The sequence below is a fragment of the Jejuia spongiicola genome, from assembly GCF_023502325.1.
GTDB classification, from domain to species: Bacteria; Bacteroidota; Bacteroidia; order Flavobacteriales; family Flavobacteriaceae; genus Wocania_A; species Wocania_A spongiicola.
On the sequence record NZ_JAMFLZ010000010.1, the window covers coordinates 76,886 to 102,932 of the forward strand.

The 26,047-nt window shown below is 30.7% G+C and carries 23 protein-coding genes and 1 pseudogene; 13 read left to right on the forward strand and 11 right to left on the reverse strand.

What is annotated here, in order from left to right; translation table 11 throughout:
• Positions 1-226: 226 nt before the first annotated feature.
• Both M3P09_RS16635 and asnB read right to left on the reverse strand, forming a co-directional pair.
• Positions 227-1,243, reverse strand: a complete 1,017-nt coding sequence (locus M3P09_RS16635) for a dipeptide epimerase (RefSeq protein WP_249973978.1) — start codon at positions 1,241-1,243, stop codon at positions 227-229.
• Positions 1,244-1,323: 80 nt separating this feature from the next.
• Positions 1,324-2,988 (reverse strand): asparagine synthase B, encoded by a 1,665-nt coding sequence (asnB, locus tag M3P09_RS16640; protein ID WP_249973979.1) that lies wholly within the window; start codon positions 2,986-2,988, stop codon positions 1,324-1,326.
• Positions 2,989-3,249: 261 nt separating this feature from the next.
• On the opposite strand from asnB, the gene M3P09_RS16645 reads away from it, so the two are divergent.
• Positions 3,250-3,777 carry a DUF2911 domain-containing protein gene (locus M3P09_RS16645; RefSeq protein ID WP_249973980.1) on the forward strand — a complete coding sequence of 176 codons (528 nt, stop codon included), beginning with the start codon at positions 3,250-3,252 and terminating at the stop codon, positions 3,775-3,777.
• 54 nt (positions 3,778-3,831) lie between these two features.
• Here the strand turns inward: M3P09_RS16645 and M3P09_RS16650 are convergent, their stop codons facing one another.
• Positions 3,832-4,461 (reverse strand): 7-carboxy-7-deazaguanine synthase QueE, encoded by a 630-nt coding sequence (locus M3P09_RS16650; RefSeq protein ID WP_099563888.1) that lies wholly within the window; start codon positions 4,459-4,461, stop codon positions 3,832-3,834.
• A 210-nt stretch (positions 4,462-4,671) separates the two neighbouring features.
• Here M3P09_RS16650 and M3P09_RS16655 point away from each other — a divergent pair, with 210 nt between their 5' ends.
• The 10 genes from M3P09_RS16655 to M3P09_RS16700 all read left to right on the forward strand — a co-directional run bounded on the left by M3P09_RS16655 (position 4,672) and on the right by M3P09_RS16700 (position 13,297).
• Positions 4,672-5,430, forward strand: coding sequence for a hypothetical protein (locus M3P09_RS16655; protein ID WP_249973981.1), 759 nt, complete (start codon positions 4,672-4,674; stop codon positions 5,428-5,430).
• Positions 5,431-5,562: 132 nt separating this feature from the next.
• Positions 5,563-6,285: a hypothetical protein gene (locus tag M3P09_RS16660; RefSeq protein ID WP_249973982.1), complete on the forward strand. Its 723-nt coding sequence runs from the start codon at positions 5,563-5,565 to the stop codon at positions 6,283-6,285.
• A 258-nt stretch (positions 6,286-6,543) separates the two neighbouring features.
• On the forward strand, positions 6,544-8,085 hold the full coding sequence (locus M3P09_RS16665; protein WP_099563885.1) for a helicase HerA-like domain-containing protein: 1,542 nt from the start codon (positions 6,544-6,546) through the stop codon (positions 8,083-8,085).
• A 42-nt stretch (positions 8,086-8,127) separates the two neighbouring features.
• Positions 8,128-8,688, forward strand: coding sequence for a hypothetical protein (locus tag M3P09_RS16670; protein ID WP_249973983.1), 561 nt, complete (start codon positions 8,128-8,130; stop codon positions 8,686-8,688).
• A 13-nt stretch (positions 8,689-8,701) separates the two neighbouring features.
• Entirely contained in the window at positions 8,702-9,676 is a 975-nt protein-coding gene (locus tag M3P09_RS16675; RefSeq protein WP_099563883.1) for a YitT family protein, read from the forward strand.
• On the forward strand, positions 9,676-10,515 hold the full coding sequence (locus tag M3P09_RS16680; protein WP_233192456.1) for an alpha/beta fold hydrolase: 840 nt from the start codon (positions 9,676-9,678) through the stop codon (positions 10,513-10,515). The genes M3P09_RS16675 and M3P09_RS16680 overlap by 1 nt, the downstream gene beginning before the upstream one ends.
• 20 nt (positions 10,516-10,535) lie before the next feature.
• Positions 10,536-11,297, forward strand: a complete 762-nt coding sequence (gene rluF, locus M3P09_RS16685) for a 23S rRNA pseudouridine(2604) synthase RluF (RefSeq protein WP_249973984.1) — start codon at positions 10,536-10,538, stop codon at positions 11,295-11,297.
• Positions 11,298-11,299: 2 nt separating this feature from the next.
• Entirely contained in the window at positions 11,300-12,166 is an 867-nt protein-coding gene (locus M3P09_RS16690) for a LytR/AlgR family response regulator transcription factor (RefSeq protein ID WP_249973985.1), read from the forward strand.
• Between the two features lie 110 nt (positions 12,167-12,276).
• Entirely contained in the window at positions 12,277-12,843 is a 567-nt protein-coding gene (locus M3P09_RS16695) for a hypothetical protein (protein ID WP_249973986.1), read from the forward strand.
• A gap of 31 nt (positions 12,844-12,874) precedes the next feature.
• A complete protein-coding gene (locus tag M3P09_RS16700; RefSeq protein WP_249973995.1) occupies positions 12,875-13,297 on the forward strand; it encodes a VOC family protein in 423 nt (140 codons plus the stop codon).
• Between the two features lie 15 nt (positions 13,298-13,312).
• Here M3P09_RS16700 and M3P09_RS16705 read toward each other — a convergent pair whose 3' ends face one another.
• Together M3P09_RS16705 and M3P09_RS16710 are read right to left on the reverse strand one after the other, a co-directional pair.
• Entirely contained in the window at positions 13,313-14,047 is a 735-nt protein-coding gene (locus M3P09_RS16705) for a LytR/AlgR family response regulator transcription factor (RefSeq protein ID WP_099563876.1), read from the reverse strand.
• On the reverse strand, positions 14,047-17,544 hold the full coding sequence (locus M3P09_RS16710; protein WP_249973987.1) for a ligand-binding sensor domain-containing protein: 3,498 nt from the start codon (positions 17,542-17,544) through the stop codon (positions 14,047-14,049). Before M3P09_RS16710 ends, M3P09_RS16705 begins: the two co-directional genes overlap by 1 nt.
• 177 nt (positions 17,545-17,721) lie before the next feature.
• Here M3P09_RS16710 and M3P09_RS16715 point away from each other — a divergent pair, with 177 nt between their 5' ends.
• Positions 17,722-18,486 carry a LytR/AlgR family response regulator transcription factor gene (locus tag M3P09_RS16715; protein WP_249973988.1) on the forward strand — a complete coding sequence of 255 codons (765 nt, stop codon included), beginning with the start codon at positions 17,722-17,724 and terminating at the stop codon, positions 18,484-18,486.
• Positions 18,487-18,588: 102 nt separating this feature from the next.
• Here the strand turns inward: M3P09_RS16715 and M3P09_RS16720 are convergent, their stop codons facing one another.
• The 6 genes from M3P09_RS16720 to M3P09_RS16745 form a co-directional block, all read right to left on the reverse strand.
• Entirely contained in the window at positions 18,589-19,494 is a 906-nt protein-coding gene (locus M3P09_RS16720; protein ID WP_249973989.1) for a DUF5694 domain-containing protein, read from the reverse strand.
• Positions 19,495-19,586: 92 nt separating this feature from the next.
• Positions 19,587-20,606, reverse strand: a complete 1,020-nt coding sequence (locus tag M3P09_RS16725) for a PAS domain S-box protein (RefSeq protein WP_249973990.1) — start codon at positions 20,604-20,606, stop codon at positions 19,587-19,589.
• 6 nt (positions 20,607-20,612) lie between these two features.
• The gene (locus M3P09_RS16730; protein WP_249973991.1) at positions 20,613-21,995 is read right to left on the reverse strand and encodes a T9SS type A sorting domain-containing protein; all 1,383 of its coding nucleotides are present in this window, start codon (positions 21,993-21,995) and stop codon (positions 20,613-20,615) included.
• A 63-nt stretch (positions 21,996-22,058) separates the two neighbouring features.
• Complete coding sequence (locus M3P09_RS16735) at positions 22,059-22,295, reverse strand: hypothetical protein (protein ID WP_099563871.1); 237 nt, start codon at positions 22,293-22,295, stop codon at positions 22,059-22,061.
• 37 nt (positions 22,296-22,332) lie between these two features.
• Positions 22,333-24,408, reverse strand: a complete 2,076-nt coding sequence (locus tag M3P09_RS16740; RefSeq protein ID WP_249973992.1) for a beta strand repeat-containing protein — start codon at positions 24,406-24,408, stop codon at positions 22,333-22,335.
• 152 nt (positions 24,409-24,560) lie between these two features.
• Positions 24,561-25,322, reverse strand: coding sequence for a LytR/AlgR family response regulator transcription factor (locus M3P09_RS16745; RefSeq protein ID WP_099563869.1), 762 nt, complete (start codon positions 25,320-25,322; stop codon positions 24,561-24,563).
• 299 nt (positions 25,323-25,621) lie between these two features.
• On the opposite strand from M3P09_RS16745, the pseudogene M3P09_RS16750 reads away from it, so the two are divergent.
• Positions 25,622-26,047 (forward strand): annotated as a pseudogene (locus M3P09_RS16750) (T9SS type A sorting domain-containing protein); the annotation flags it as partial.

The following is a 26,047-nucleotide window of genomic DNA, read 5'->3' on the forward strand; positions in this document are numbered from 1 at the left end:
GAAATTTTCACTCCTTTAGGAAGCATTTTATCTGCTCATAAATAAAATTATCAACATTTGTTAATTACTTGAAAGCGCCTTAAATCGTCTTAAAATAGCCTTAAAATTGATTTCAACTATTTTTTTGGTGATTAATTTTTACTTTTAAGAGAACAAAGCTCTAACGCTTTATTTTATAGTTTAAGATTTTTAAAATTAGTTAAAAAAAGCGGCTAATTTTGTTAAATTAAATCAAAGAAGTTCCCGATCCATTTTCATTAGAAAATATAATTCTTCCATTATCAAAACTAACGCCTTTTGCAATATCTTTTTTTAATAATATAGCACCATCTGCATCAATATAATCTAAAAGGGGAGCTAATTGCACCAGATTAGAAATACCAATTGTAGACTCTGTCATACATCCTGCCATAATTAGCAAATTATTCTCTTTTGCTTTTTTTATCATTTCTAAAGCTGGTGTTATACCTCCACATTTCATTAGCTTAATGTTGATTCCATGAAATGATTCAATGCATAGTTTTACATCTTCAAGTCTTTGACAGCTCTCGTCTGCAACAATAGGTAACACACTTTTACTTTTAAGCACTTTCATGTCTTCCCAATTATTAGCTTTTAATGGCTGTTCTATAAACTCAACGCCTAATAACTTTAGTTCTTTAGCATTATATAAAGTTTCTTCTATGGTCCAAGCGCAATTCGCATCAATTCTAAAAACTGCATCTGTAACATTTCTCAATGCTTTAATAATTTTTACGTCTTCAGAAGTGCCAAGTTTAATTTTATAAATTGGCCAAGGTATTTCAATTATTTTAGCCTTCATTTTTGAAATACTATCAATACCTATAGTATAATTTGTCAGTGGTGTATTATCATTTAACTTACTCCAGAAACTTCGTAAGGGTTTATTATTTTGTTTCGCATATAAATCCCAATAGGCACAATCAATTGCACATAATGTAAAATAATCATCTTTTAAGCGTGGTTCTAATTGCTTCCAAAGTTTTCTAGGATCTAAACCAAATCCTCTTTCAACAATTGTTTTAACTATGCTAATAGACTTTTCAATTTTTTCTATAGTACTTTCATAATAAGGATTAGTAGTTGCTTCTCCATAGCCCACATAGGTGCCATCAGATATAGAGATAATAGCTGTTTTTTGAATATTAACTGTATATCTTGATGTTGTAAACGGGTGTTTTAACTGAAGCTGGTGTGGCCGTATTTTTAATTTTAAATTCACTTTATAAATATAGTGTTTATAAAAAAAAGACCAACAAAAAATGCTGGTCTCGACTAACTCAAATATTCACTTATATGCTTTTAATAAGCATCATCGTGTACCTTTGCAACCGCTCTACCAGATGGGTCGTTCATGTTTTTAAAAGCTTCATCCCATTCTAGAGCTATTTTGGTACTACAAGCTACACTTGGCTCTTGTGGCACACATAAAGCTGCCGCATCGCTAGGAAAATGCTCTTCGAAAATTGAACGGTAATAAAACTCCTCTTTGTTTTGCGGTGTCTGAATTGGAAATCTAAAATGTGCATTTTTAATTTGCTCATCGCTTACAGCTTCTTCAACAACATCTTTAAGAGTATCAATCCAGCTATAGCCAACGCCATCACTAAATTGTTCTTTTTGCCTCCAGGCAACGCTCTCTGGTAACATGTCTTCAAACGCTTTACGAACTACCCATTTTTCCATACGCTCTCCATTAATCATTTTGTCTTGAGGGTTGATTCGCATAGCTACATCCATAAATTCTTTATCTAAAAACGGCACACGTCCTTCAATTCCCCAAGCTGCTAGACTTTTGTTTGCACGCAAGCAATCGTACATATGTAATTTGCTTAATTTTCGAACAGTTTCTTCATGAAACTCTTGAGCATTTGGCGCTTTATGAAAATATAAATATCCACCAAATAATTCGTCAGCACCTTCTCCTGACAATACCATTTTAATCCCCATAGATTTAATAACACGTGCCATTAAATACATAGGCGTTGAAGCTCTAATAGTTGTAATATCGTATGTTTCCAAGTTATAGATTACATCTCTTATGGCATCTAAACCTTCTTGAATAGTGAATTTTATTTCGTGATGAACTGTTCCTATATGATCTGCTACTTTTTGAGCTGCTGCCAAATCTGGCGATCCTTCCAAGCCTACAGAAAATGAATGCAATTGTGGCCACCATGCAGCCTGTTCATCATCTGATTCTATTCTTTTCTCTGCATATTTTTTTGCTATAGCAGATGTAACAGACGAATCCAATCCTCCAGATAACAAAACACCGTATGGCACATCGCTCATTAATTGTCTGTGTACTGCTGCTTCTAAAGCCTCTTTTATTTCTTTAATACTTGTTTCATTATCTTTAACTGCTTCATACTCTGCCCACTCTCTATTATACCATTTTACAAACTCACCATCTTTACTACTCATATAATGTCCTGGAGGAAACAACTCAATCTTAGTACATACACCTTCTAAGGCTTTTAATTCTGAAGCTACATAAAATGTTCCGTTTTGATCCCAACCAATATATAATGGAATAATTCCCATATGGTCTCTTGCTACAAAGTATTCATCTTTTTCAGTATCATAAATAGCAAAGCCAAAAATGCCATTCATTTCATCTATAAAATCAACTCCTTTTTCTCTATACAATGCTAAAATCACTTCACAATCGCTTTCTGTTTGAAACTTATATTTACCTTCAAACTGCTTACGTAAATCTCTATGGTTATAAATTTCACCATTAGCAGCAAGTATTAACTTTTTATCCTCACTAAACAAAGGTTGTTTCCCAGAAGCTGGATCTACAATTGCTAAACGCTCATGTGCTAAGATAGCTTTATCATTGCTATAAATACCACTCCAATCTGGTCCTCTATGACGGATAGTTTTAGACATTTCTAATATTTGAGGTCTTAAATCTTCAGCTTTTTGTTTTAAATCGAACGCACATACAATTCCACACATAATCTTTATCTTTAATCTTTTATATTCTAATTAATGACACAAAAATGCTATTATAGTTTCATTATTAAAACAACAAACAACTTATTGGTTACAATTTATAATTATTTTTAACTTATTTACATATATATGAAATTAAACAATTACAAATCTTCAAGATTTTCTTGTAAAATGTAAACTTTAACATACCAAAGCTAGTTTTATAAAAATTTTAAGACAATATCCATTTACCTTTAAGCAATTAATAAAACTTAATAAATCATTATGAAAAAATCAACAATTATCACAACCATTGCTTTTGCATTTGTTATGCTTTTAACAACTAATGTAAATGCTCAAAAATTTAGCAAACTTGATAAAAGTCCTATGGACGCAGCTATATACAAAACTTCTAGAAATAGTCCAGCTATTGCTAAGGTTATATATAGTAGACCTCAACTTAAAGGAAGAGCTCTTAGCAGTTTAGCTCCTAATGGAAAAGTATGGAGAACTGGTGCTAATGAAGCTGCAACTATTACTTTATATAATGATATGAAAATTGGAGGCAAATCTGTAAGTGCTGGTGAATATTCTCTTTTTACAATTCCTGGAGAAAAAGAATGGACAATCATTCTAAATAAAGATGTTAATGTTTGGGGAGCTTATGCATATAATGAAGCTAATGATGTAGTTAGAGTTTCTGCACCTGTTAGTTCTGGAGATTCGTTAGAAGCATTTTCTATTGCATTTAGCAAAAATGCTATGAATTTAGGATGGGGAACTACTAGAGTTTCTGTACCAGTTACTAAATAATTATTAAAATCTTAATGTCTATAAAAAAACCTTGAAATTTTCAAGGCTTTTTTATTATGGTATATTTAAATACTTATGTGTTTGCAAGGAAACTTTCCATTTTGGATTTGCCATCACATAGTCTACAATTTCCGGTACTACTTTATCGCGTTTGCTCCACTCGGGTTGTAAGTACAAAATACAATCTTTATTAACTTTGGTAGCCTGCTCTTCTGCAAAGCGAAAATCATCTTTATTATAAACAATTACTTTAAGCTCGTGAGCTTTTTCATAAACTTCTTTAGTAGGCAACTTCATCTTTTTAGGTGACAAGCAAATCCAATCCCAAGTACCAGTTAACTTATAAGCTCCAGAAGTTTCAATATGTGTTTGCATACCTTCAGCTTTCAATTTATTAGTCAAAAGCGTCATATCCCAAGTTAATGGTTCTCCTCCTGTTATCACAATAGTATCACTATACTTTTTTGCGTTTTCTACAATCTTGTTTGTATCTGTTGGCGGATGTAAATCTGCATTCCAACTTTCCTTAACATCACACCAGTGGCATCCTACATCACAGCCCCCAATTCTAATAAAATAAGCTGCAGTACCTTTATGATACCCTTCGCCTTGAATGGTATAAAACTCCTCCATTAGGGGTAACATTTCCCCTTTATCAACTAATAATTGAATGTCTTTATTCATCTGTACAATTCTTGATTTTAATATGGTCAGATGTAATTTGCCTTAAAATAAGTTTTAGTAAGTATAAACTTTTAAAATTAAGGCTCATTTCATAGCCTGCAAAGATACATATCCCAATTTGATTTATTTCAATTTTGAATTTCAATTTGATTTTAATAGTTTCGTACTCCCTAGTTTAAAGTAAATTGCCAGCTTCAATCTCTCTCAAGAATGAAAAAAATAGCTTTTTTAATAATGCTACTATGTTGTAGTTATTATTATAGTGCCGCACAAGTTGGTATTGGTACCACAACTCCTGAAGTTTCTTCCATCTTACATATTGAATCATCAAATCGTGGCTTATTGCCCCCTAGGGTTAATTTAACAAGTATAAATGACGTTACAACTATTCCTTCTCCTACAGAGGGACTAATGGTTTATAGCTTATCTACTAATAGTTGTAATTTACCCGCTGGTTTATATGTATTTGATGGCACTGTATGGCAGCGAGTAAGTTATTCTGGTGGGAGCAATACTTATTCAAGATTAATTAGAGATGAAATTGGTGTAGGCAATGTTACTTTTACGCCATATAGTTCTTATAATACTTATGGTACATATACTAGTTTATTCGATAATGTGGATAATACTGGCGGAAGCTCTTTCCACTCAATAAGAAGTGGGTCTCCCACTGGAGATTGGGGTTTTGGTATTACGCTCCCAAGTCAATATTTTATATCTCAACTAATTTTAGATGGCAGAAATGATTGCTGTACTAATAGAATACAAAATGTAGTTATTAGATTATATAGCTGTGGTAACCTAGTTTATTCCAGTCCAGCAATTAGCTCTTCTACTACAGGAGATAATACAGTTACTATACCAAACATCTATGCTGACGAAATAAGACTAGTAGTTCCAAATGGAGGTGCAACTCCTGGTGGAGCAGTTATAAACTTTTCAGAATTGGACGTTGTAGGATATTTATAATGGCGAGTATAATTAAACCAATTATTTCTTGAACAACTCTCCTTCAGTTTGTTGAATTTTGATTTCCAATTGAATTTATATAACTTCGCAATGGATTAATTAAAAGTAAATTGCTCTCAACCTCTCTCTCAAATGAAAAAAACTGCGTATTTAATAATACTGCTATGTTGCGGATATTATTATAGTGCTGCCCAAGTTGGTATTGGCACAACAACTCCAGACGCATCATCTATTCTTGATGTAGAATCTACAGACAAAGGCATTCTTATTCCTAGGTTAACTACTGTACAAATTAATGCTATAACCAATCCTGCTAATGGGTTGATTGTGTTTAATACAGATTTGAATGAATTTCATTTTAATTGCGGCACCACTGCTACACCAGACTGGGTTAAAACATCGCATAGTATGTCTGTAAAATATAGCAATACTGATACTACTACAAATGTTAACCCAAACACTACCGCAATTAATTTACCTATTCTAGGAAGTTTAGAATGGAATGATAATACGTCCCTTTATACTGCTAATACCGTCGCTAACACAATTACAGTAACACAAGATGGAAGGTACAAAATAACAGTAAATGTTTCCTTACTTGCAGCAGCAGCGACTGCTAGATTAACTCCTGAAATGTGGATTGAAATTAATGGAACTCAACAAGGCGCCTACGGATCTACAGGTTACATAAGAAACAATGGAGGACATCGGGAAAGTTCTTTGCACATTACAGAAGTTCTAAATTTAACCGCTAACGATATCATTTCTGTCTCTATAGTAAGGACTGGTGCAAACGGATCGGTAAATTTAAGATCTGCAGGAACGTCCAACATTTATATTGAAAAAATAAAATAACCTATTTAGCAGCTTTCACGTCAATTTCATTACTTCCGTTTCTAGCTAAACCTCCAGCAGCAAAAGTTGTACGAGCTGGTTTTTTTGTAATTTTGCATACTTAATTCATGTGATCTATGAAAGATGATTTCATTTTTACCTCTTTCACATGACATTAAAATAATAAGTATTAATATGTTAATAATTCTTATTGTTTTATTCGTACCATTCAATTTTATAATTGACTAAAATTACACTATTTTTAACAAAACTTTGATGATGAGTAGAACTAACGATTTTGTACAAGCAATAACTGATGGGAACACCTTTAAAGGAGATTCAATAACTGTTGGTTCAGCGATATTAGATGGAGAAACAATAACCAATGCTTATGTAAAAGTCCCATTAAAAACCATGAACCGTCATGGTTTAATTGCTGGAGCAACAGGAACAGGTAAAACAAAGTCTTTACAAGTTTTAGCTGAAAATTTAAGTGATAAAGGAATTCCTGTATTACTTATGGACATTAAAGGCGATTTAAGCGGATTAGCACAACCCAGTCCAGGTCATCCAAAAATTGACGAACGTCACGAAAAAATAGGATTACCCTTTGAATCTAAAAAATTCCCTGTTGAAGTTTTAACACTTTCTGAACAAGATGGTGTAAGGTTGCGTGCCACAGTTAGTGAATTTGGGCCTGTGCTATTATCGCGTATTTTAGATTTATCTGAAACACAATCGGGTGTGGTTGCAGTTATTTTTCAATATTGTGATAATAACAAACTACCATTACTTGATTTAAAAGATTTTAAAAAAATATTACAGTACGCAACGCAAGAAGGCAAAAAAGAATTTACCGAAGCTTACGGTAGAATTTCAACAGCATCAACTGGAGCCATTTTGCGTAAAGTTGTTGAATTAGAGCAACAAGGTGCGGATTTATTTTTTGGAGAGACCTCCTTTGATGTTGATGATTTATTACGAGTTGATAATGATGGTAGAGGGTATATTAATATCATAAGACTTACCGATATACAAGATAGACCAAAGCTTTTCTCAACATTCATGTTAAGTTTATTGGCTGAAATTTATTCAACTTTTCCTGAACAAGGAGATAGCGATAGACCAGAACTTATTATGTTTATAGATGAGGCTCATTTAATTTTCAATGAAGCATCAAAAGCTTTACTAAATCAAATTGAAAGTATTGTAAAATTGATACGTAGTAAAGGTGTTGGCTTATATTTTGTAACTCAAAATCCAACCGATGTTCCAGAAGCAGTTTTAGGACAATTAGGTTTAAAAGTACAGCATGCCTTACGAGCTTTTACTGCAAAAGACCGAAAAGCAATTAAACTGACGGCGCAAAATTATCCAGATTCTGAATATTATGACACAACAGAGGTATTAACATCCTTAGGAATAGGTGAAGCTTTAGTATCTGCTTTAGACGAAAAAGGGAGACCTACACCACTTGCAGCTACAATGATGCGAGCACCAATGAGTAGAATGGATATTTTAACCGATAGTGAATTAAGTAATTTACTTTCTGAATCAAAATTGGTCAAAAAGTACAACGAAGAAATTGACCGCGAAAGTGCTTACGAAATACTTAACGAAAAAATAGAACAAGCAGAAGCTGAGGAAGCTAAAGAAAAAGCCCGCAAAGAAAAAGAGGCTCTTAAAAAAGCAGAATCTAAAAAGCGAACATCTTCAACAAGACGGAAAAGCACACGTATGAATCCAGTAGTAAAAGTTCTTACTAGTGCCACATTTATAAGAAGCGTTTTTGGTATTCTAACTAAAGTTTTAAAAAAGTAGTTTATAATAAACATTTTAAGAATCATAACAACAAAATAATCAATGAAAAAATCATTTTTCAGCCTTTTAATCTTAACCATATTTTTAGCAAGCTGCCAAAAGGAACAAAACCCATTTCAAATCAGCAAACAACATATTGGATTACTAACTGACTCTACTCAAGTTAAAGACCTAGAAATCATTTTTAGTAAAGACTCTATTGTAAAATTCATTAGTGGAGATGAGTTTACAGGAAACAAAAATGATATTGAAATTTTTGAAAAAGGAGGTAAAAAGTTATTATCGTTAACCCCAAGACAATCTTTAGACTCAACCTCAGTAATTGAAAGTGTTCAAATTTTTGATTCACGTTTTAAAACCGATAAAAATATAACAACCCTAAGTACTTTTAAAGACATTGAAAGCAATTATAAAATTTCGCGAATAGATAATTTAATTAACTCTATTGTAATTTCTGTAAACGAAATTAATGCTGCTTTTTCTATTGATAAAAAAGAGCTACCTGCAAACCTCCGCTTTGATATGAATTTAAGCATTGAAGCTGTTCAAATTCCAGATAACGCTAAAGTGAAATACTTTTTCTTAAATTGGAGTAAATTATAACATACAAAACCATATGAACCCTATTATCTCAAAGCTTTTAGTAACTATTGCTCGTAAAAGGCTTGAGGGTAAAAGCACACAGAAACCTGTAAGCAAAAAAGAAATTGTACCTCTAGTTAGACGCTTACAGGTAGAATTATCTCATACACTTAGCGAATATTTTTTTATTATAGTAGGTGTTTTCTCGGCAGGGTTTGGTTTAAAAGGTTTTTTATTGCCAAACCATTTTATTGATGGTGGTGCAACAGGTATTTCTTTATTATTAGAAAATATTACATCATTAAAATTAGGTATTCTACTAGTTTTAGTAAATATTCCTTTTATCATTTTAGCATCAAAAACCATTAGCTTAAAGTTTGCACTAAGAAGCATTGTAGCCATTTCATTTTTAGCCTTAGTTGTACATTACGTAAACTACCCAACCATTACAGAAGACAAACTCCTTATAGCTGTTTTTGGTGGTTTTTTTTTAGGCTTAGGAATTGGTATGTCTATTCGAGGCAGAAGTGTTATTGATGGCACCGAAGTTTTAGCTATTTTTTTAAGCAGAAAACTCTCTTTAACTATAGGAGATGTATTATTAATAATAAACATTATTATATTTTCGTTTGGTGCATATATCCTTTCAATTGAAACTGCTTTGTACGCAATTTTAACATATTTGGCAGCTGCAAAAACTGTAGACTTTGTTGTTGATGGTGTTGAAGAATATGTAGGAGTAACTATTATTTCTGAAAAAGATGAAGAACTTAGAGTTATGATGACAGAAAAACTGAGACGAGCTTGCACTATTTATGCTGGAAAGGGTGGTTTTGGTAAAAATGAAAAGAGTTATGATAAAAATATTATTTATACTGTAGTTACACGTTTAGAGCTTCCTAGATTAAAAACTGAAATTGACAAAATAGACCGAAAAGCGTTCATAATTATGGGCGTGGTAAAAGATATTAAAGGCGGTATGATTAAGCGTAAACCTCTTAAAGATTAATGAAAAAGAAAATTAAAAAGGCAATTCCAAAAATAGTTGGTTCGCTAATTAATACTACAAGTCATGTTTCTAAAACATATGCAGCAAATAAAGCTATGGCTCTTTTTGCTAAACCCAGAAAAGGCAAGATAACTTTGGATCAAGCTAAGTATTTAAAATCTTCTAAACAATTAGAGTTTGAATATAATGGTTTAAAGATAATGACTTATCAATGGGTTGGAAATGAAAAAACTATTCTGTTGGTTCATGGTTGGGAAAGTAATACAGCTCGATGGAAAAACCTTATTTCAGTTTTAGAAAAATACAACTACAATATTATTGCTTTAGACGCTCCTGCTCACGGAAACTCTGGAAGCGAAACATTTAACGCTATTTTATATTCAGAATTTATAAATATAGTCTCTAAGAAATTTCAACCAGAAATAATTATTGGGCATTCGGTTGGAGGAATGGCTTCTATCTTTTTTCAAAAAGAATACCCGCTTGCTAGTCTAAAAAAAATGATTTTACTTGGCGCTCCAAATGAGTTTAAAGACATTTTTAAAAACTACATCAATTTACTAAACTATAACTCTAAAGTAGTTAACGCACTTGAGGATTTAGTTGTTAAACGTTTTGGTGCACCATCGAACTCTTTTTCAACCGCTAAATATAGCACATCCATAAAAGTTGATGGTTTAATTATTCATGATAAAAAAGATAAGATAATTCCTTTTAATGATTCTGAAGCTATTCATAAAAACCTAAAAAACAGCAAACTTATTCAAACAAGTGGTTATGGACATTCGCTAAATAACAATGTGGTTCATAATCATATCATTGAGTTTATAAACGATTAGATTTATTGTACTTTTGAGCCATGAGTGAATCTTTAAAACGTATCAATAAATTCTTAAGCGAAGCTGGATACTGTTCTCGCAGAGAGGCAGATAAATTAATTGAAGCCGGCAGAGTTACTATTAACGGTGTTGTTCCAGAAATGGGAACAAAAATTGCGCCTACTGATATAGTACATGTAGATGGACAAGAAATTAAAAACACAAAAAAAACTTTTATTTATTTAGCTTTTAATAAACCTGTTGGTATAGTTTGCACAACTGACACATCTGTTGAAAAAGATAATATCATTGATTATATCAATTATCCTAAGCGTATTTTCCCAATTGGTAGGCTAGATAAACCTAGTGAGGGCCTGATACTTTTAACAGACGATGGTGATATTGTAAATAAAATTTTACGTGCCAGTAACAATCATGAAAAAGAATATATAGTTACTGTAGATAAACCCATTTCGCAAACCTTTATAAATAGAATGTCTGGAGGTATTTACTTAGAAGATTTAGGAAAGACGACAAAAAAATGTATAGTCAAAAAAATAAACTCGCATACATTTAGTATTATCCTAACCCAAGGTTTAAATAGACAAATTCGACGTATGTGTGAATATTTAACTTATGACGTACAAACTTTAAAGCGCATAAGAATAATGAATATTAAACTTGATATGCCCATAGGTAAATACAGAGAACTTACTAAAGAAGAGTTTAATAAACTGAGTCTGTTGATTAGCTCATCATCAAAAGAGTATAAACCAAACTTAGAAAGAAAAAAAAGACACTAATCTTGTTTAGATTTTTTTCAAAAATATCATCTAAGAAAAAACATATTGCTATTATTACACTTGTATTTATAATAGCCATTCTTTTTGAAGCATTACAACAGATATTCTATATAAAACGTTTCAATTTAGCTCAAAATATTCAATTTTTTGATATACTAAAATCGCAATCATACAAATGGTTTATTTGGGTTGTTTTATCATCAATTTTAATATGGTACACCAAGCAAAAATCGTCTCAAAAAAATAACAACTACTTTCTATATGGCGCTGTAATTTTAGGCTTAGTTTTTTTAAGTGTAATTATAATTTCAATAATTCAATTCTCTATTTCTAATGATACTTTTTCTTGGATTTTATTATTTGACGAATATGTAACTTTCTTTACATTTCAAAAAGCACCTATATATACTTTAGGATATATTGCCATTGCTATCATTATGCATTTTTATTTTACCAATGAAGCTTTACAAATTAAAGTTGAAGGACTCTCTGAATTAAAAAAAACTAATGCCAATCTTTATAAAAAGCTTAGTAAATATAATGATGATAATACTAGAGTGTTGAACATTAAGATTGGAAATAAAAGAAAAATAATTCCAGTAATTGATATTTATTGGATTGAAGCTGACGACTACTGTGTTAAAGTACACACAAATAAAAATAATAGTTATACCATGCGAAGTAGCTTAAAAGCTTTAAATGATAAATTAAGTAATAATTTCTTGAGGGTACATAGAAAAGCTATTGTTAATATGGACGTAGTGAAAGAATTAAATATGTCTAGTACACCAAAACTAGTTCTCAACAATAACATTGAAATTTCAGTTTCTAAAAGCAATTTAAAGCTCGTTAAAAGTTTTATTGGTTAATTTTATAATTTAATTAACTAAGCTTACTGCAAATAAATACCAGTTCTCTGCATTTTTATTTTTTGTAAAGTCTTTTTTTATTGATTTGAGAAAACTAAACTAAATCATTTATGAAAAAAGCATACATTACTATCGTCCTTATTATAACATCAATTACAGCATTTGCTCAATATGAGTACGATGTTTCTGAAACCTATCCATATGGGAAAGCAAATCCTAATGCTCCAGATCAAATTAAAGATTTTGACACTTTAATTGGGGAATGTAATTGTAAATCTACAAGTAGAAAACAAGATGGAACTTGGAATAGCACTATAGATATGATTTGGAGATGGAAATATATAATGAACGGTATGGGGGTGCAAGATGAGACTTTAAAAGTTGATGGTGGACACTCAGGAAGTATCAGGCAATTTATTGCAGATAGCAGTAAATGGTATGTACATTATTACTCATCAAAGTCACCATCGTTAACCTTATCAACATGGACAGGAAATAAACAAGCAAACGGAAACATTGTATTGTATCGTAAACAGAAAGCTCCAAACGGAATGGATGGTTTTTTTAGATTAACTTTTTATGATATAACCAAAATAGGATACAAATGGATAGGGGAATGGGTAGACTTTTCTGAAAAAATCGTATATCCAACTTGGAAAATTGAATGCAAAAAATAAACACTATTTTTATAAATTATTTTTTATATTTATAACAATGGCTTCACCCTTTCATTTAGCAATTCCTGTTCATGATTTACAATTATGTCGAATTTTTTATCGCGACATTTTAGGTTGTGAAGAAGGACGAAGCAGTGACCAATGGGTAGATTTCAATTTTTTTAACCATCAATTAGTAATTCATTATAAGCCAAAATCGAATAGCAATTTACACACCAATCTAGTTGATGGTAAAGATGTACCTGTGCCGCATTTTGGAGTGGTTTTACCTTGGGATGATTTTCACACCTTCGCAGAGGAATTAAAAAAGAAAAACATAGTATTTATAATTGAACCCTATATTAGGTTTGAAGGTTTAGCTGGTGAGCAAGCCACAATGTTTTTTAAAGATCCGAGCGATAACGCTTTAGAATTTAAAGCCTTTAAAGATATAAACCAACTGTTTGCTAAGTAGTTTATAATTATTTTATCAAAGTGATTTAAAAATAGTTAAAAATTCCTTTTTCCTACTTCTTGCTAAATCAACCTCGGTATTATCAATTAATTGAATTTTTCCTCCTCTTCCTTTTATATAGCCTTTAACGCATTTTATATTTATAATATTAGATTGATGCACCCTAAAAAAATTGTGATCTTTTAATAGTTCCTCGTACTCCTTTAATGTTTTAGCCACTAAAAATTGTTTCCCATTCAAAAAATAAACATTCGTATAGTTACGGTCGCCTTCAAACCTTAATATTTCGTTATAGTTAACAACTTGAAATCCATTTTTATGAGGTAATACAATTTGCTCGTGTTTACTATTTAGTTGATGTGCTTTAAAAACATTATACTGCTCCTTGTTTACCACAATTTTTGACACTTTTGATACAGCTCTTTGTAATTCTTCAACATTTATAGGTTTTAATAAATAATCTAAAGCACTAAATTTTATTGCTTTAAGCGCATAATTATTATATGCTGTTGTAAAAACAACATGAAACGTATGATTACCTATCGACTCCAATAAATCAAATCCATTCTCATAAGGCATCCTAATATCTAAAAAAACCAAATCTGGATTAAACTCTTTAATTAAACTTCTGGCTTCATTTGCAGAAGACGCTTTTCCTAAAATTTGAACATCTTTGCAAAACAAATTCAACATTCCAGATAGCGTTTCTAGCGCTCCTTTTTCGTCATCAACTAATATTGCTTTTATCATTAAAAATCTTTTGGCAATTTAATTTCAACCTTGGTTCCTGTCGGGTGTTTTAAATCATTAATAATAATTTTCGAATCTATATTATTACGGTTATTCCAAACAGACATTAATCTCTTTTTGGTTATAATCAATCCTGAGTTTTTATTTTTTTTACTTTTTTTATGCTTTCTACCTACACCATTATCATGTATACTACATAATATGTGGCTTTCGTATTCTTTAAAGTTAATATTGATTGTTTTATGATTCTCTTTTTCACTTAGCCCATGAATAATAGCATTTTCAACAATCGGCTGAATAAACATTGGAGGAATTTTAATATTATAAACATCTATGTCATTGGTGTTAAAATTCAAATCAATAGGTTCAGAAAATCTAAGGTTTTCTAAATCTACATAATTCTTAATAACACTAATTTCTTCTTCTATAGAAACAAATTTCATTTCGGAATGTTCTAATGACGAACGTATTAATTTTCCAAATTTATTAAAATAGTCTAATGATGTTTTCACATTATTTGATACAATAAATTGTTGTATTGAATTTAAAGCATTAAAAATAAAATGTGGGTTAATTTGATTTAACAGTGCTTTTAACTCCATTTTGTTTCGCTCTTGCTCTAAACTGGCATAGGCATCAATAAGTTCATCTTTTTGTTTATTAATGGTAAGTGTTCTTTCTGTTACAGTTTTTTCTAATATTAACTGCTTTTTTTTCATTCTAAACCCATACCATTTAAAACTTCCAATTAGTAGAAGTATGCCTATTGCTAAATAACTACTAATTGCCCAGTTACTTAACCACCAAGGAGGTGATATTGAGAATAAATATTGTAATGGTTCACTCCATTGTCCAGATTTACCAATAGCTTTAACATTAAAAGTATATGATCCTGACGGAATATTTCTATAATTAGCTTTATTTTCACTATTTGGAATACTCCATTCATTATCCAAACCATCAACTTTATATGAGTATTTAATACTATGAGGCGCGCTCCAATCTATGGCTGCAAACTTGAAATTTAAATGATTAAAATCATAAGGTAAATGTAGTTTTTTAGGATAATTATGAAAATTCTCAACTCCAGAAGCATAACTTTTCATTCTGCTTATAAAGGGTGTTGAAGTATTATAAATAGTATCGTTCAACAAGTTATAATTAATGTTTTGTTGATTGATTTCTATTGTACTTAATTGAATTACTGGCGGTGTCCCTATTAAATTAAAGTTATCAAGATTAAAGTTTATAACACCTCCTAATGTACCCAACCACATATCTTTATTTTTATCAATAAGCTTACTGTTTGCATAAAATATGGTAGATTTTAGTCCATCATTTTTTTGAAAACTTGTTATATACCCATCAATAGAACTCGTTTTTACACTTTTATCAATTTTTGAAATCAATTCTTCTTCTAACACCAAACAATTCAGCCCTTTGCTTGTCCCCATCCATATATTCTCATTTTGATCTTGTAATAAAGACCACACTATATTATTAGATAAACCATCCTTTTCTGAAAAGCTTTTTATAGTTTCTCCATCATACATGCATAATCCTTTATGTGTCCCAAACCAAATATTTCCTTTATCATCTTCTAAAATAGTCCAGACAATATCACTTGGCAAACCTTCATTTAGCCCATAAAAAGTAAATTCTCCATCTTTATATTTACTTACTCCACCTCTATTAGTTGCTATCCATATGTTTCCTTCTTTATCTTCTAATATATCCCAAATAGCATAGCTAGAAAAACCTTGCTCATAACTATAATTTATAAATTCCTCACCATCAAATCGACTCAAGCCACCCATTTCAGTACCTATCCATATATTCCCTTTAGAATCTTCTAAAACACTCCATACCATGTTTACTGTTAAACCAGAATCGGTATTGTATTGTGTAAACGTTTTTCCATCAAATTTATATAGTCCATGACTAAAAGTGCCAAACCAAATATTTCCTTTTTTATCCTCGGTTATGGATATAATATTTTTTGCAATTAAGCCCTGTTCTTCACCGTAGTTACTAAAGCTAGAGCCATCATATTTAGACAATCCGCCTCCGTAAGTTCCAAACCAAATATTTCCTTTTTTATCTTCATAAATTGAATATACTTGCTCTGTAGGCAAACCGTCCTTTTCTGTATAATGTAGAAAAGAATTAAGATTCAACTTAAAAAGCCCAGCTCCTTCCGTTCCTCCCCATAAGTTATTTTTACTGTCTATAAGTAAGTTCCTAATTTCATTATGTGGCAAGCCTTCATTTTTAGTGATACTATTAATTGTTTTACCATTGTATCTTGACAATCCACCTCCATGTGTTCCAAACCAAATATTATTGTTTTTGTCTTCAACTATTGATATCACTTTATTATGAGTCAACCCTTCGTTAGTAGTAAAAATCTCAAATGTATATCCGTCATATTTACACGCTCCGCCATAGGTTCCTATCCAAATGCTCTTATCAGAGGCTTCATAAACTGATAAGGTTCTATTATCAGGCAAGCCATCTTTTTCTGTATAAGAGTAGAAAGATTTTCCGTTAAAAATACTAAGTCCAGAATTTTTGGTAGCAAACCATATATTTCCTTTAGCATCTTCTATCATTGATACTATATTACTCCCTATTATACCGTCATCAGCTGTATAATGCGTGAATTTTTCACCATTATATTTAACGGCTCCATTAGAAGTCCCAAACCATATATTATTAGATTTATCTTCAATAATACTCCAAATTGTTCTGTCAGGAAACCCATTCTCATCAGAGTAATGTGTAAATGTCTTTCCGTCAAATTTTGTCACTCCTCCCGAATAATGTCCAAACCATATATTTTGTTTACTATCTTCAAATATGTTCCAAACATAGTTATTGTACAGTCCTTCTTTATCTGTAAAATGTACAAATTCAATTCCATCAAATTTACTTACTCCTCCTCCATAATATCCAATCCAAATATTATTTCTTGAATCTTCGAAACAGTAAACTACATATGAGGAATTTAACCCTTGATCTACATCCATCCACTGGATATCTAAAATGGCATTATCCCTATATAATGGTTTTTCTGATTTTATTGGTTTTGGGTAAAAAACTGAACTTACTTTTCCTCCTAATACGGTATCTTTAGGAAAAGGGATTCCGTTTTCACCATATGCAAACAGTTTTGGTTTAGTTGGTAACGAAACAATTTTAGCCCCATCTATTCTTTTTAGATTTTCTTTTGTTTTTATAATTTTTGGCGGGCTTTGAAGCCTAGTATTTATAACACCTGACTTATTTAACGCTATTTTTTTTCCTTCAATTTTAATTGGCACCTTTGTTTCTAAAGTATCTCCAGTGATTAAAACCATGTAATTATCTTTTATCGCATTTTCATTTTCAAGTTTTAATGTTCTACCATCTTCTTTTTTACAAGAAATAAAAACAAATATTAATAGTAAATAAACTCTACTAGAAATGAACAGTAGTTTCATTAAATTATTCTTCATAAGGTTTTAAAAAATGATTTTGTATAAAAAATTGTATTATTCAGTGTGTTTTTTATTACATAAATGTTCTGTAATGACCAATTATCCTTGCTCTAATCCCGATTGATAAATTTACATATAATCTTAAAAGCAACCAATTACTTTAGTAAATAGTAACCACTCCCTAACAAGTAAATTATGCTTAGAATATTAATAATAGAAGATGAGCCTATTTCTAGTAAACACATTATTAATTTATTAAATAGCTATTCAAAAAACACATTTTATATTGATGCAGAAATAGACAATGTTATTGACGCTACAAATTGGCTTCTATTAAACGAAGCACCAGATTTGATTTTCATGGATATAAATTTATCTGATGGATCTTGCTTTGATGTACTTAATAAACTTGATGTTACTTGCCCTATTATATTTACTACAGCTTATGATGAGTATGCAATAAAAGCCTTCAAAACAAACAGTATTGATTATTTATTAAAACCTATAACACAAACAAGTTTTAATCAAGCTTTAACTAAATTTTTTAAACTTAAAAAAACCAATCTCCATCAAACAAACAGTTATAACAAAATTAGCCTTAAGGATTTAAATAGTTCTTCAATCAACTACAAAGAGCGCTTTTTGGTAAAACTAGGAAATAAATACACCCCTTTAAAAACTGAAAATATTGCCTATTTTTATAAAGATGATATTGTATTTGTAAAATCTTTTAGCGGTAATAGTTATCCAATAAATAGTTCTTTAACAACAATAGAAACATCAATATGCCCTAACGCATTTTTTAGGGCAAATAGAAAAATATTAATAAACATTGATGCTATAGATTACCTTGCTCAATATAAACCTGGTCAATTAACCATAAAGGTTTCTCCAAAGTTTGATGAAGTAATTGTACTAAGTCAAGAAAAATCTAGTCATTTAAAAACATTATTAAATTAATTTTTAATATTAATAAATGGAATCCATGCTTCACTATACAGAATGCAGACTCTGCTTTTTCTAAACATTGTTTTTTCTTATGTTCTGAAATTTTCTTTTATATTAATATTCAAAAGGTTGTATAATTTCAAATTCTGGTGAACCATCAAAAATTTCGTCTAGAGCCCATTTATGTGCTGCTCCATAAATAACTAAAACTCTTTCACTTTTGGTTTTAGTTAAGTTCCTAATATTTACATAGATCCTCGTATTTCTTTGGTACCACATTCCTGTAAAATCTGCACCAACATAATTATCATTATAACCTGCATTTACCAATCCTGTAAATGAAAAAGCCTTAAATCTTCTTATGTTCTCTTTACTATTTATAGCTCTTAGATGCTCTAGTACATTAGATTTTGCAAGTAAATCGTCCATATAATTATTATAAGCATTATTATCATCATCATATTCGCTTACCAAGGATTCTTGATTTAATGATTTAAGGTACTCATCAAAATCTAGCTCCATTTTCATAACACTTTCTGGCTGTGGTGGTCTATTATCAACACAATAAACAGTAGGTAAGTTTAATTTTTTTGCTATTCTAAAGCCTATTTGAAAAGCTTCGCTTTTAGGTAATTTTTCTGTTTTTTTATATTTTGTATATAAAGAATCTATTGTGCCTTGATAATTAGGCATCCACTCTACAGCTAAAATTGTAGGCTTGTAATCTTCCACAATTCTCGAGACCAAATCTTCAATTAACTTTTGATTTTCTTCGGTTGTAATATCAATTTGATTTTTTGCCACAACATCACTTCCATCAGAAGCTCTATTAAAATGGAATGTCCCTAATACCATTGCTTTATGATTATAACCTGTTGTGAATTGAGGGATATTATCAATGTGATTACGCACAATTGAATCTAGTGATGTTTTATTTTCTATTGACTGTGACTTAGTTTTATCTCTAGCACAAGAAGTCATTAAGAATAAAATAAATGTAAAGCTCAAAATTCTTTTCATAAGTTTAATATCATTCAGGTTTCTATTCCTTTTATTAACATTATATATTGATATATATTGATTTGAACTTTCATTCCTCAATTGTTGGGGAACTAATTTTTAATATTAATAAACGGAATCCAAGCTTGATAAAGGTTTTCATTCTCTTTAAATTTAGGTTTTAAATCCGATAGGTATTCGTATTGATTATTAATGTTTTTTAGCCCAATTCCTAGAGACTTAACTGTTGACTCTATTCGCTTATTAATATTATTTTCAACTTGTATGCCTCCAGTAACAGAATTAATATTAATATTTATCTTTTTGTCTTTGTATAGCGCATTATGTTTGAAAACATTCTCTAACAATATTTGAATAGAAAAAGGAATTATTTTTTTGTTTAAATCTGTATCTTTTATGTTATAATTAATAACAAATTTTTCTCCAAAGCGTGCTAATTGTAAAAACTCATAATCTTTAATAAAAGATAATTCTTCCTCAACGGTTACAGTAAGCTTATCTCTAATCTCTAGAATATAACGATAAGTGTTAGCTAGTCGTTCTGTAAACTCTTGGGATTTTATTGGGTCGATACTAATCAAAGGCACCAATACACTTAAACTGTTAAAAAAATAATGTGGGCTTACTTGGTTTTTTAGCACTTTAAGTTCTGTTTGAATTTTTTCATGTTTAAGCTTCTCTACCAGTAACAAGGCTTCTTGTAATTGTTTCTCTTTTTGCTTTCTTTGGGTTATATCTATAATAACTGCTAATGCATAAATTTCATCTTCCTTTTTATAATAGTTTAAACTAATCTCAACAGGAAATGTACGCTCATCTTTATGCAAACCCATAACTTCTACTCCAATTCCGTGAGGTCTCTTTCTTGGGTGTTTTACATAACTATTACGAAGAGGCACGTGTTCTTTTCTACCAGCTTTAGGCATGAGCACTTCAACTTTTTTACCTATAAGTTCTTTTTCTTTGTAGCCAAACATTTGTTCAGTAATAGGGTTTACCATAACAATGTTTCCTGTTTTATTAGTTAAAACCCAAGATTCGGTAGCTGTATTAAAAATAGTTTTAAAAAAATCTTCAGTATATAAATCTAAGTTTGCTGGATTAGAAATCATTTTTTCTTAATTTTTAACTAATTTAATAGAATTACCTCTTAAACTTAAAAAATATATTCCTTTATTAAGATTAGTATTCAAGTGAATGCTGTATTCGATAGTATTTTTAGTTTCTTTTTTTAAAATTTCAGTTTTAATTTTTTTTCCTAAAACATCATAAATTATTGGTGTTTCATTTTCATAAAAGTTCTCGTCTGTATTATTAACTTTTATAGTAACTTCATCAGTCATAGGATTAGGAAATACATCTATTTTATTAGAAATTTTATCGTTTTTCACACTTAATACGTTTCCTAAATAGTTAGTGTCAAAATATTCTCTGATATCATTATTTTCTATACTAGAAGTTTTTTTATTGTAAATTAAAAATGCAGCCACATCTCCATGCATACTCTTCTCTTCACCTGTTTTAGCATTAGTTTTAAAAGCAGATAGTAAATAACCTATTGTAAAAGTTCCCGCTAAATTAATATTAGACGAATTTGTTTTATCTATACCATTTATATAAATAGTAATTTTATTTGAAGCATCTCTATGAACTTCTATTAATTGCCACGTGTTTAAAGTTACAGAATTATTTGGTGTAACTCTCCATACCGAATTCCCAGGCACTCTTAATTGTAAGTAATTATCAGCTACTCTATGTCTAAAATAACTAACCGATTGACCAAAATAATCCCAATCTTCAGTTTGTGCTATTGGTTTCGCTAGTAGAAATATTGAAAACTCACCGGTTAAGTATACAAAATCTTTAATTTGAATTTCTAAATATTTATCTTGAGCTGAGTAATCTGTCGCATAAGCCACTCCTCCTCCTCCTCTTACACATGGTTTTCCATTAATGCAATCATTTATGTAGCAGGGTTTAACACTATCGTCTTGACCAAAATTTCTGCCATTTGTATACTCTGGCGGATTAAATATTGGTGGATCACCAACAGAATTTTGAGTGTAATTTGATTGATCTATCCATCGTCTTACACAACCTTCACTACAATCATTTGTAACATCACAATATTGTTCTGTTATTATAGCTCCTTCTGTATTAGAATGGTTTAAACAGAAATTTGATTCGCAAGTAGCAATGTGATGAGAAGTACTTAAATTAGTAGATTCAACAAAAAACATTAAGTCGCTCACATCTTTTGGGTTAAATTGTGCGTGAACTTTTGAAAGCCCAAACAACATAAGTATCAATACTGACACAAAAAAAACAAAAACATATCCACATATAGCCTTACTCTTTTTTAGTTGCTTAATATTTTTTTGATACTCTTCACTTCTAATCATATCTTCTTCCAAATTTCTATTACATATTGATAATGGGAATAGTTTTATTATTTCTCCGCGAGCCACTTTCTTTTTAAAGTCCATATCTGTTAGTCTCATAATCTTTATCTATTCTAATTTCACAATCTCTCTATAGTTTATTAATAGTATTTATTTAAAATATTAATCAGAAATTTTTTCCTCAAACCCTTCCAACATTTTTACTAATACATTAAACTCTTTTATCGCATATAATTTAAGCTTCTCGTTATATGCCTTTTGAGTTTTTACACAAGTAGTTTCCTTTACATTTCTTCTATAATCATGTTTTACTCCTCTTATCGTATTTCTTAATTTTAATAATGTACTCTCAAAATTTTTTAAGCGAGCTACCTTTTTATTTGTTTCTGTAAGCCTCATTATATAAAGATGTATTGCTAATATTCTATTAATTTTTTTAATTTAAGTCCTCCCATTGACCACCACTAACAGCTGTATAAACACGTAATTTATTAGTAGTAGCATCAAAATAAACATCACCTACCGCAGGTGTAACTGGTGCAGTACCTGGTTTTATATTTATTAGTGTTTCTATTTTTGCACTACCTCCAACTGTTAAGGTGTGATTTAAGGTAGTTGTCATGTCTGTATTAATAGCAACTCTATCATTAGCAAAGTCTCCTCCTATTAGAGGGGTTAACGAATTGCTATTCTCTATATATAACCTATCAGAGTTTATATTTTGAAACCCTGCTCGATAACCAATTAATATATTTCCACTTACCGAAGTTAAACCTGTTCCAAACCCTGCTTCATGCCCAATAACGACATTATTACTTCCTGTTTGGTTATTGTAATTTGAACGATATCCTAAAGTTATATTATTACTCCCTGTTGTATTATTTACTCCGGCTTCGTATGCCAAAGACACATTATAACTTCCTGTTGTATTAAAGTATGAAGCCCTACGCCCAACACCAATATTATCAGCACCTGTTGTATTAGAATATAAAGCCCAACCCCCAATTGCACTATTATAATTAGCATTGTTATTATATAATGATTGAAAGCCTAGTCCTATATTATATTCTCCAGTAGTATTTGTATAAAGAGATTCATAACCTATTGCTAAATTATATTCTGCACTAACATTGTTATATAGCGAACTAAAACCAATAGAAGTATTATGATTTCCTGTAGTATTACTTAAAAGTGATTGATTACCTAAAGCTATATTTTCGTAGCCAGTTGTGTTATTATATAAAGATCTATAACCAAAAGCATTATTTTGGTAACCTGTTGTATTACTGTGCATTGCTTCATCTCCAATTACATTATTCTCATATCCTGTGGTATTATCATGTAAAGCCTCATTACCAAGAGCTACATTTTTATATCCAGATGTATTTATATACATGGCTCTAAAGCCAACACTTACATTATCAGCTCCTGTTAGATTTCCGTTTAAGCTTTGCATTCCTATGGCAATATTATCGTCTCCTGTTGTATTGTTCTGCAGAGAATATGCCCCCAAAGCTGTATTATTGTTTCCAGTATTTCCAATTGGTAAAGCAGCTCCCTCTAAGGCTTGTCTTCCAAAAGCAGTATTACTATTTCCTGAAATATTATTAATAAGTGATTGAAATCCAACAGCACTATTACCTACTCCTGAAGTATTAAATACCATAGCTCTGTTTCCTATGGCAATATTATCCGCACCACTTAAGTTACTGTATAATGTACCTCTACCAACAGCTACGTTTCTACTCCCTGTTATTGTACCACCTGCGCCTTGCATGCTCAAATACCCAATAGACACGTTATCATTAGCTGTAGTTGAACCTTGCTGAGATTCAAACCCTATAGCTACATTGTTAAACCCTGTATTATCCTCTAAAGCAAAACTACCTATAGCTACATTATTATGTGTTGTTGTATTATTGTATAAAGATCTATGACCTATAGCTATATTATTGGCTCCTGATGTGTTTGAATAACCCGCTTCATTACCTACAAATACAGCTCTTTGACCTGTTAAATTACTATTCTCACCTGCATCTAAACCTAAAAATACAGAACCTGCTGTGTTATGAAACTCCAACTGCCCTCTAGTTGTAAATCTGGCTCTAATAATATTATTTGTTCTAACATCCAAGGCTTGTAAATCTGTTGTTCCAATAAAATTATTTCCAAAAGTTGTTCCAGAATTACCAGTAAGCCCCCAACCTGAACCACTGCCAGAATTCAAACCTATCCATGATGTTGTTGGCTGATTCCAATAATAAAACCCTGGTTGATTTGACCCAGAAACGGTGGTTAAAAAAGTTAGCATTCCATTTTGTGACGCTGTTGGATTTGTTGCAGGAAAAACATCCACTTTTGGAATTAATATGCCATCTGTATTTGATGGTGTTGCTTGGTTTGATGATCTAATATCTAATGTTGAATTTGGAGCTGTAGTACCTATTCCTACTTGAGCATTAATAGTTATACTAAACATAAGAACTAAAAGAGTTAAGTATTCTTTTTTCATGACTTTGCATATTTGGGATTGAACACCTAATATATATACCTGACGTAAAAAACAATCTGCCATTCTTCTTAAAAACCAATATTTAGTCCATGAAATACGTTTTTAATCGTTTAAAGGAATAGCTTAATTATCGTAAAAAAGAATAATTATACTTAATTCAACAAGGATTTCAATTGACTTGATTTCTCTTGACTTAGCACAATTACTTCTTCAAACTTTGGTTTTACTCTTATAGCCAACTGCCCTGGTTTATATTGAGCTAAATAATCGATTGCATTAATATTAACCAAAATCTTTCTATTTGCTCTAAAAAAAACATTTGAATCAATTGAGCTTTCTATATTAGACAAAGAGCTACTTATCGGGTAGCTATTCCCATTAAAATCTCTTATAAAAACTAAGCTATCTTTATAAAAATAGGCTATGTTCTCTATTTTTAAGGGTGTATATTTATTACCAAGTTTCACTAAAAAACGTTGTTTATAATTTTTTGAAGTGTTAATGTCCAAAAGCCTAATTTTTTCATTTTCTCTCAATTGGCTATCTCGGTCTCTTCGCACCTTAAAAAACTTCATTACAGATTGATAAAAATCTTTCTCGGTAATTGGCTTTAATAAATAATCAATTCCATTTGTTTTGAAGGCTTTTATTGCATACTCATCATAAGCTGTAGTGAATATAATAGGGCAACTGATCTCTACTTTGTTAAAAATCTCAAAACATAACCCATCACTTAAATGGACATCCATGAAAATTAAATCTGGGATATCATTATCTAGAAACCAATTTACTGCCTCAACTATATTGTCTATTTCTTTTTCTACAGTAAACTTGTCTGAACAGTACTTTTTCAACAAAGCAACGATATAATTACTTGAAATATTTTCATCTTCAATTACAACTACCCTTACCATATATGCTTGTGTTAGGTTATACTAATTTAAGAGTATAGCTTATGTGCTTTGCTCATATTTGCCTCATAAATAAATGGAGCAAACTATACGCTTGCAAAACAAACAATAATACTATTGTAAATTTAAAACTACTCGAGCAACCCTAATAATAATTCGGCGCTCAAAAAGATGGATTCAAATATAAAATATAGTGGTTCATAGGTTTTAAGCTCTAAATCACAAAAATCAAAAGCTATATTTGATTACAATTAACAACGAACAGATTACATATAATATAAATCTTTCAAACCCCAAATCTTATGAAACGTTTATACTTTTTATCTTTGCTAATAATTTTTAGCACCCTCAGTTACGCCCAACTTTCAGTAAGAAACAGTGCTTATGTGTTTGTAAATGATGAAATCGTTTTTGTTGAAAACGATGTGAATCTTAACGAAGCTGCCAGCACCATATATTTGCGTAACCAAGGGCAACTAATACAAGGAACTGGTACAGAAACAGCGGCTACAAAAAATTCTGGTATAGGCGAATTGAGTGTTTATCAAAACGGTAATGTTGGTGTTCATGAATATAACTATTGGTGCTCCCCTATAGCTAGTAAAACAAGCAGTACAGTTAATAACCCCTTTGGTATTTCTCTTTTAAATGATATTACAGGACTTACCACTGCTACACCAGCAACCTATATTTTTGCTAACTACAATGGGTCTGCTAGCCCTTTAAAT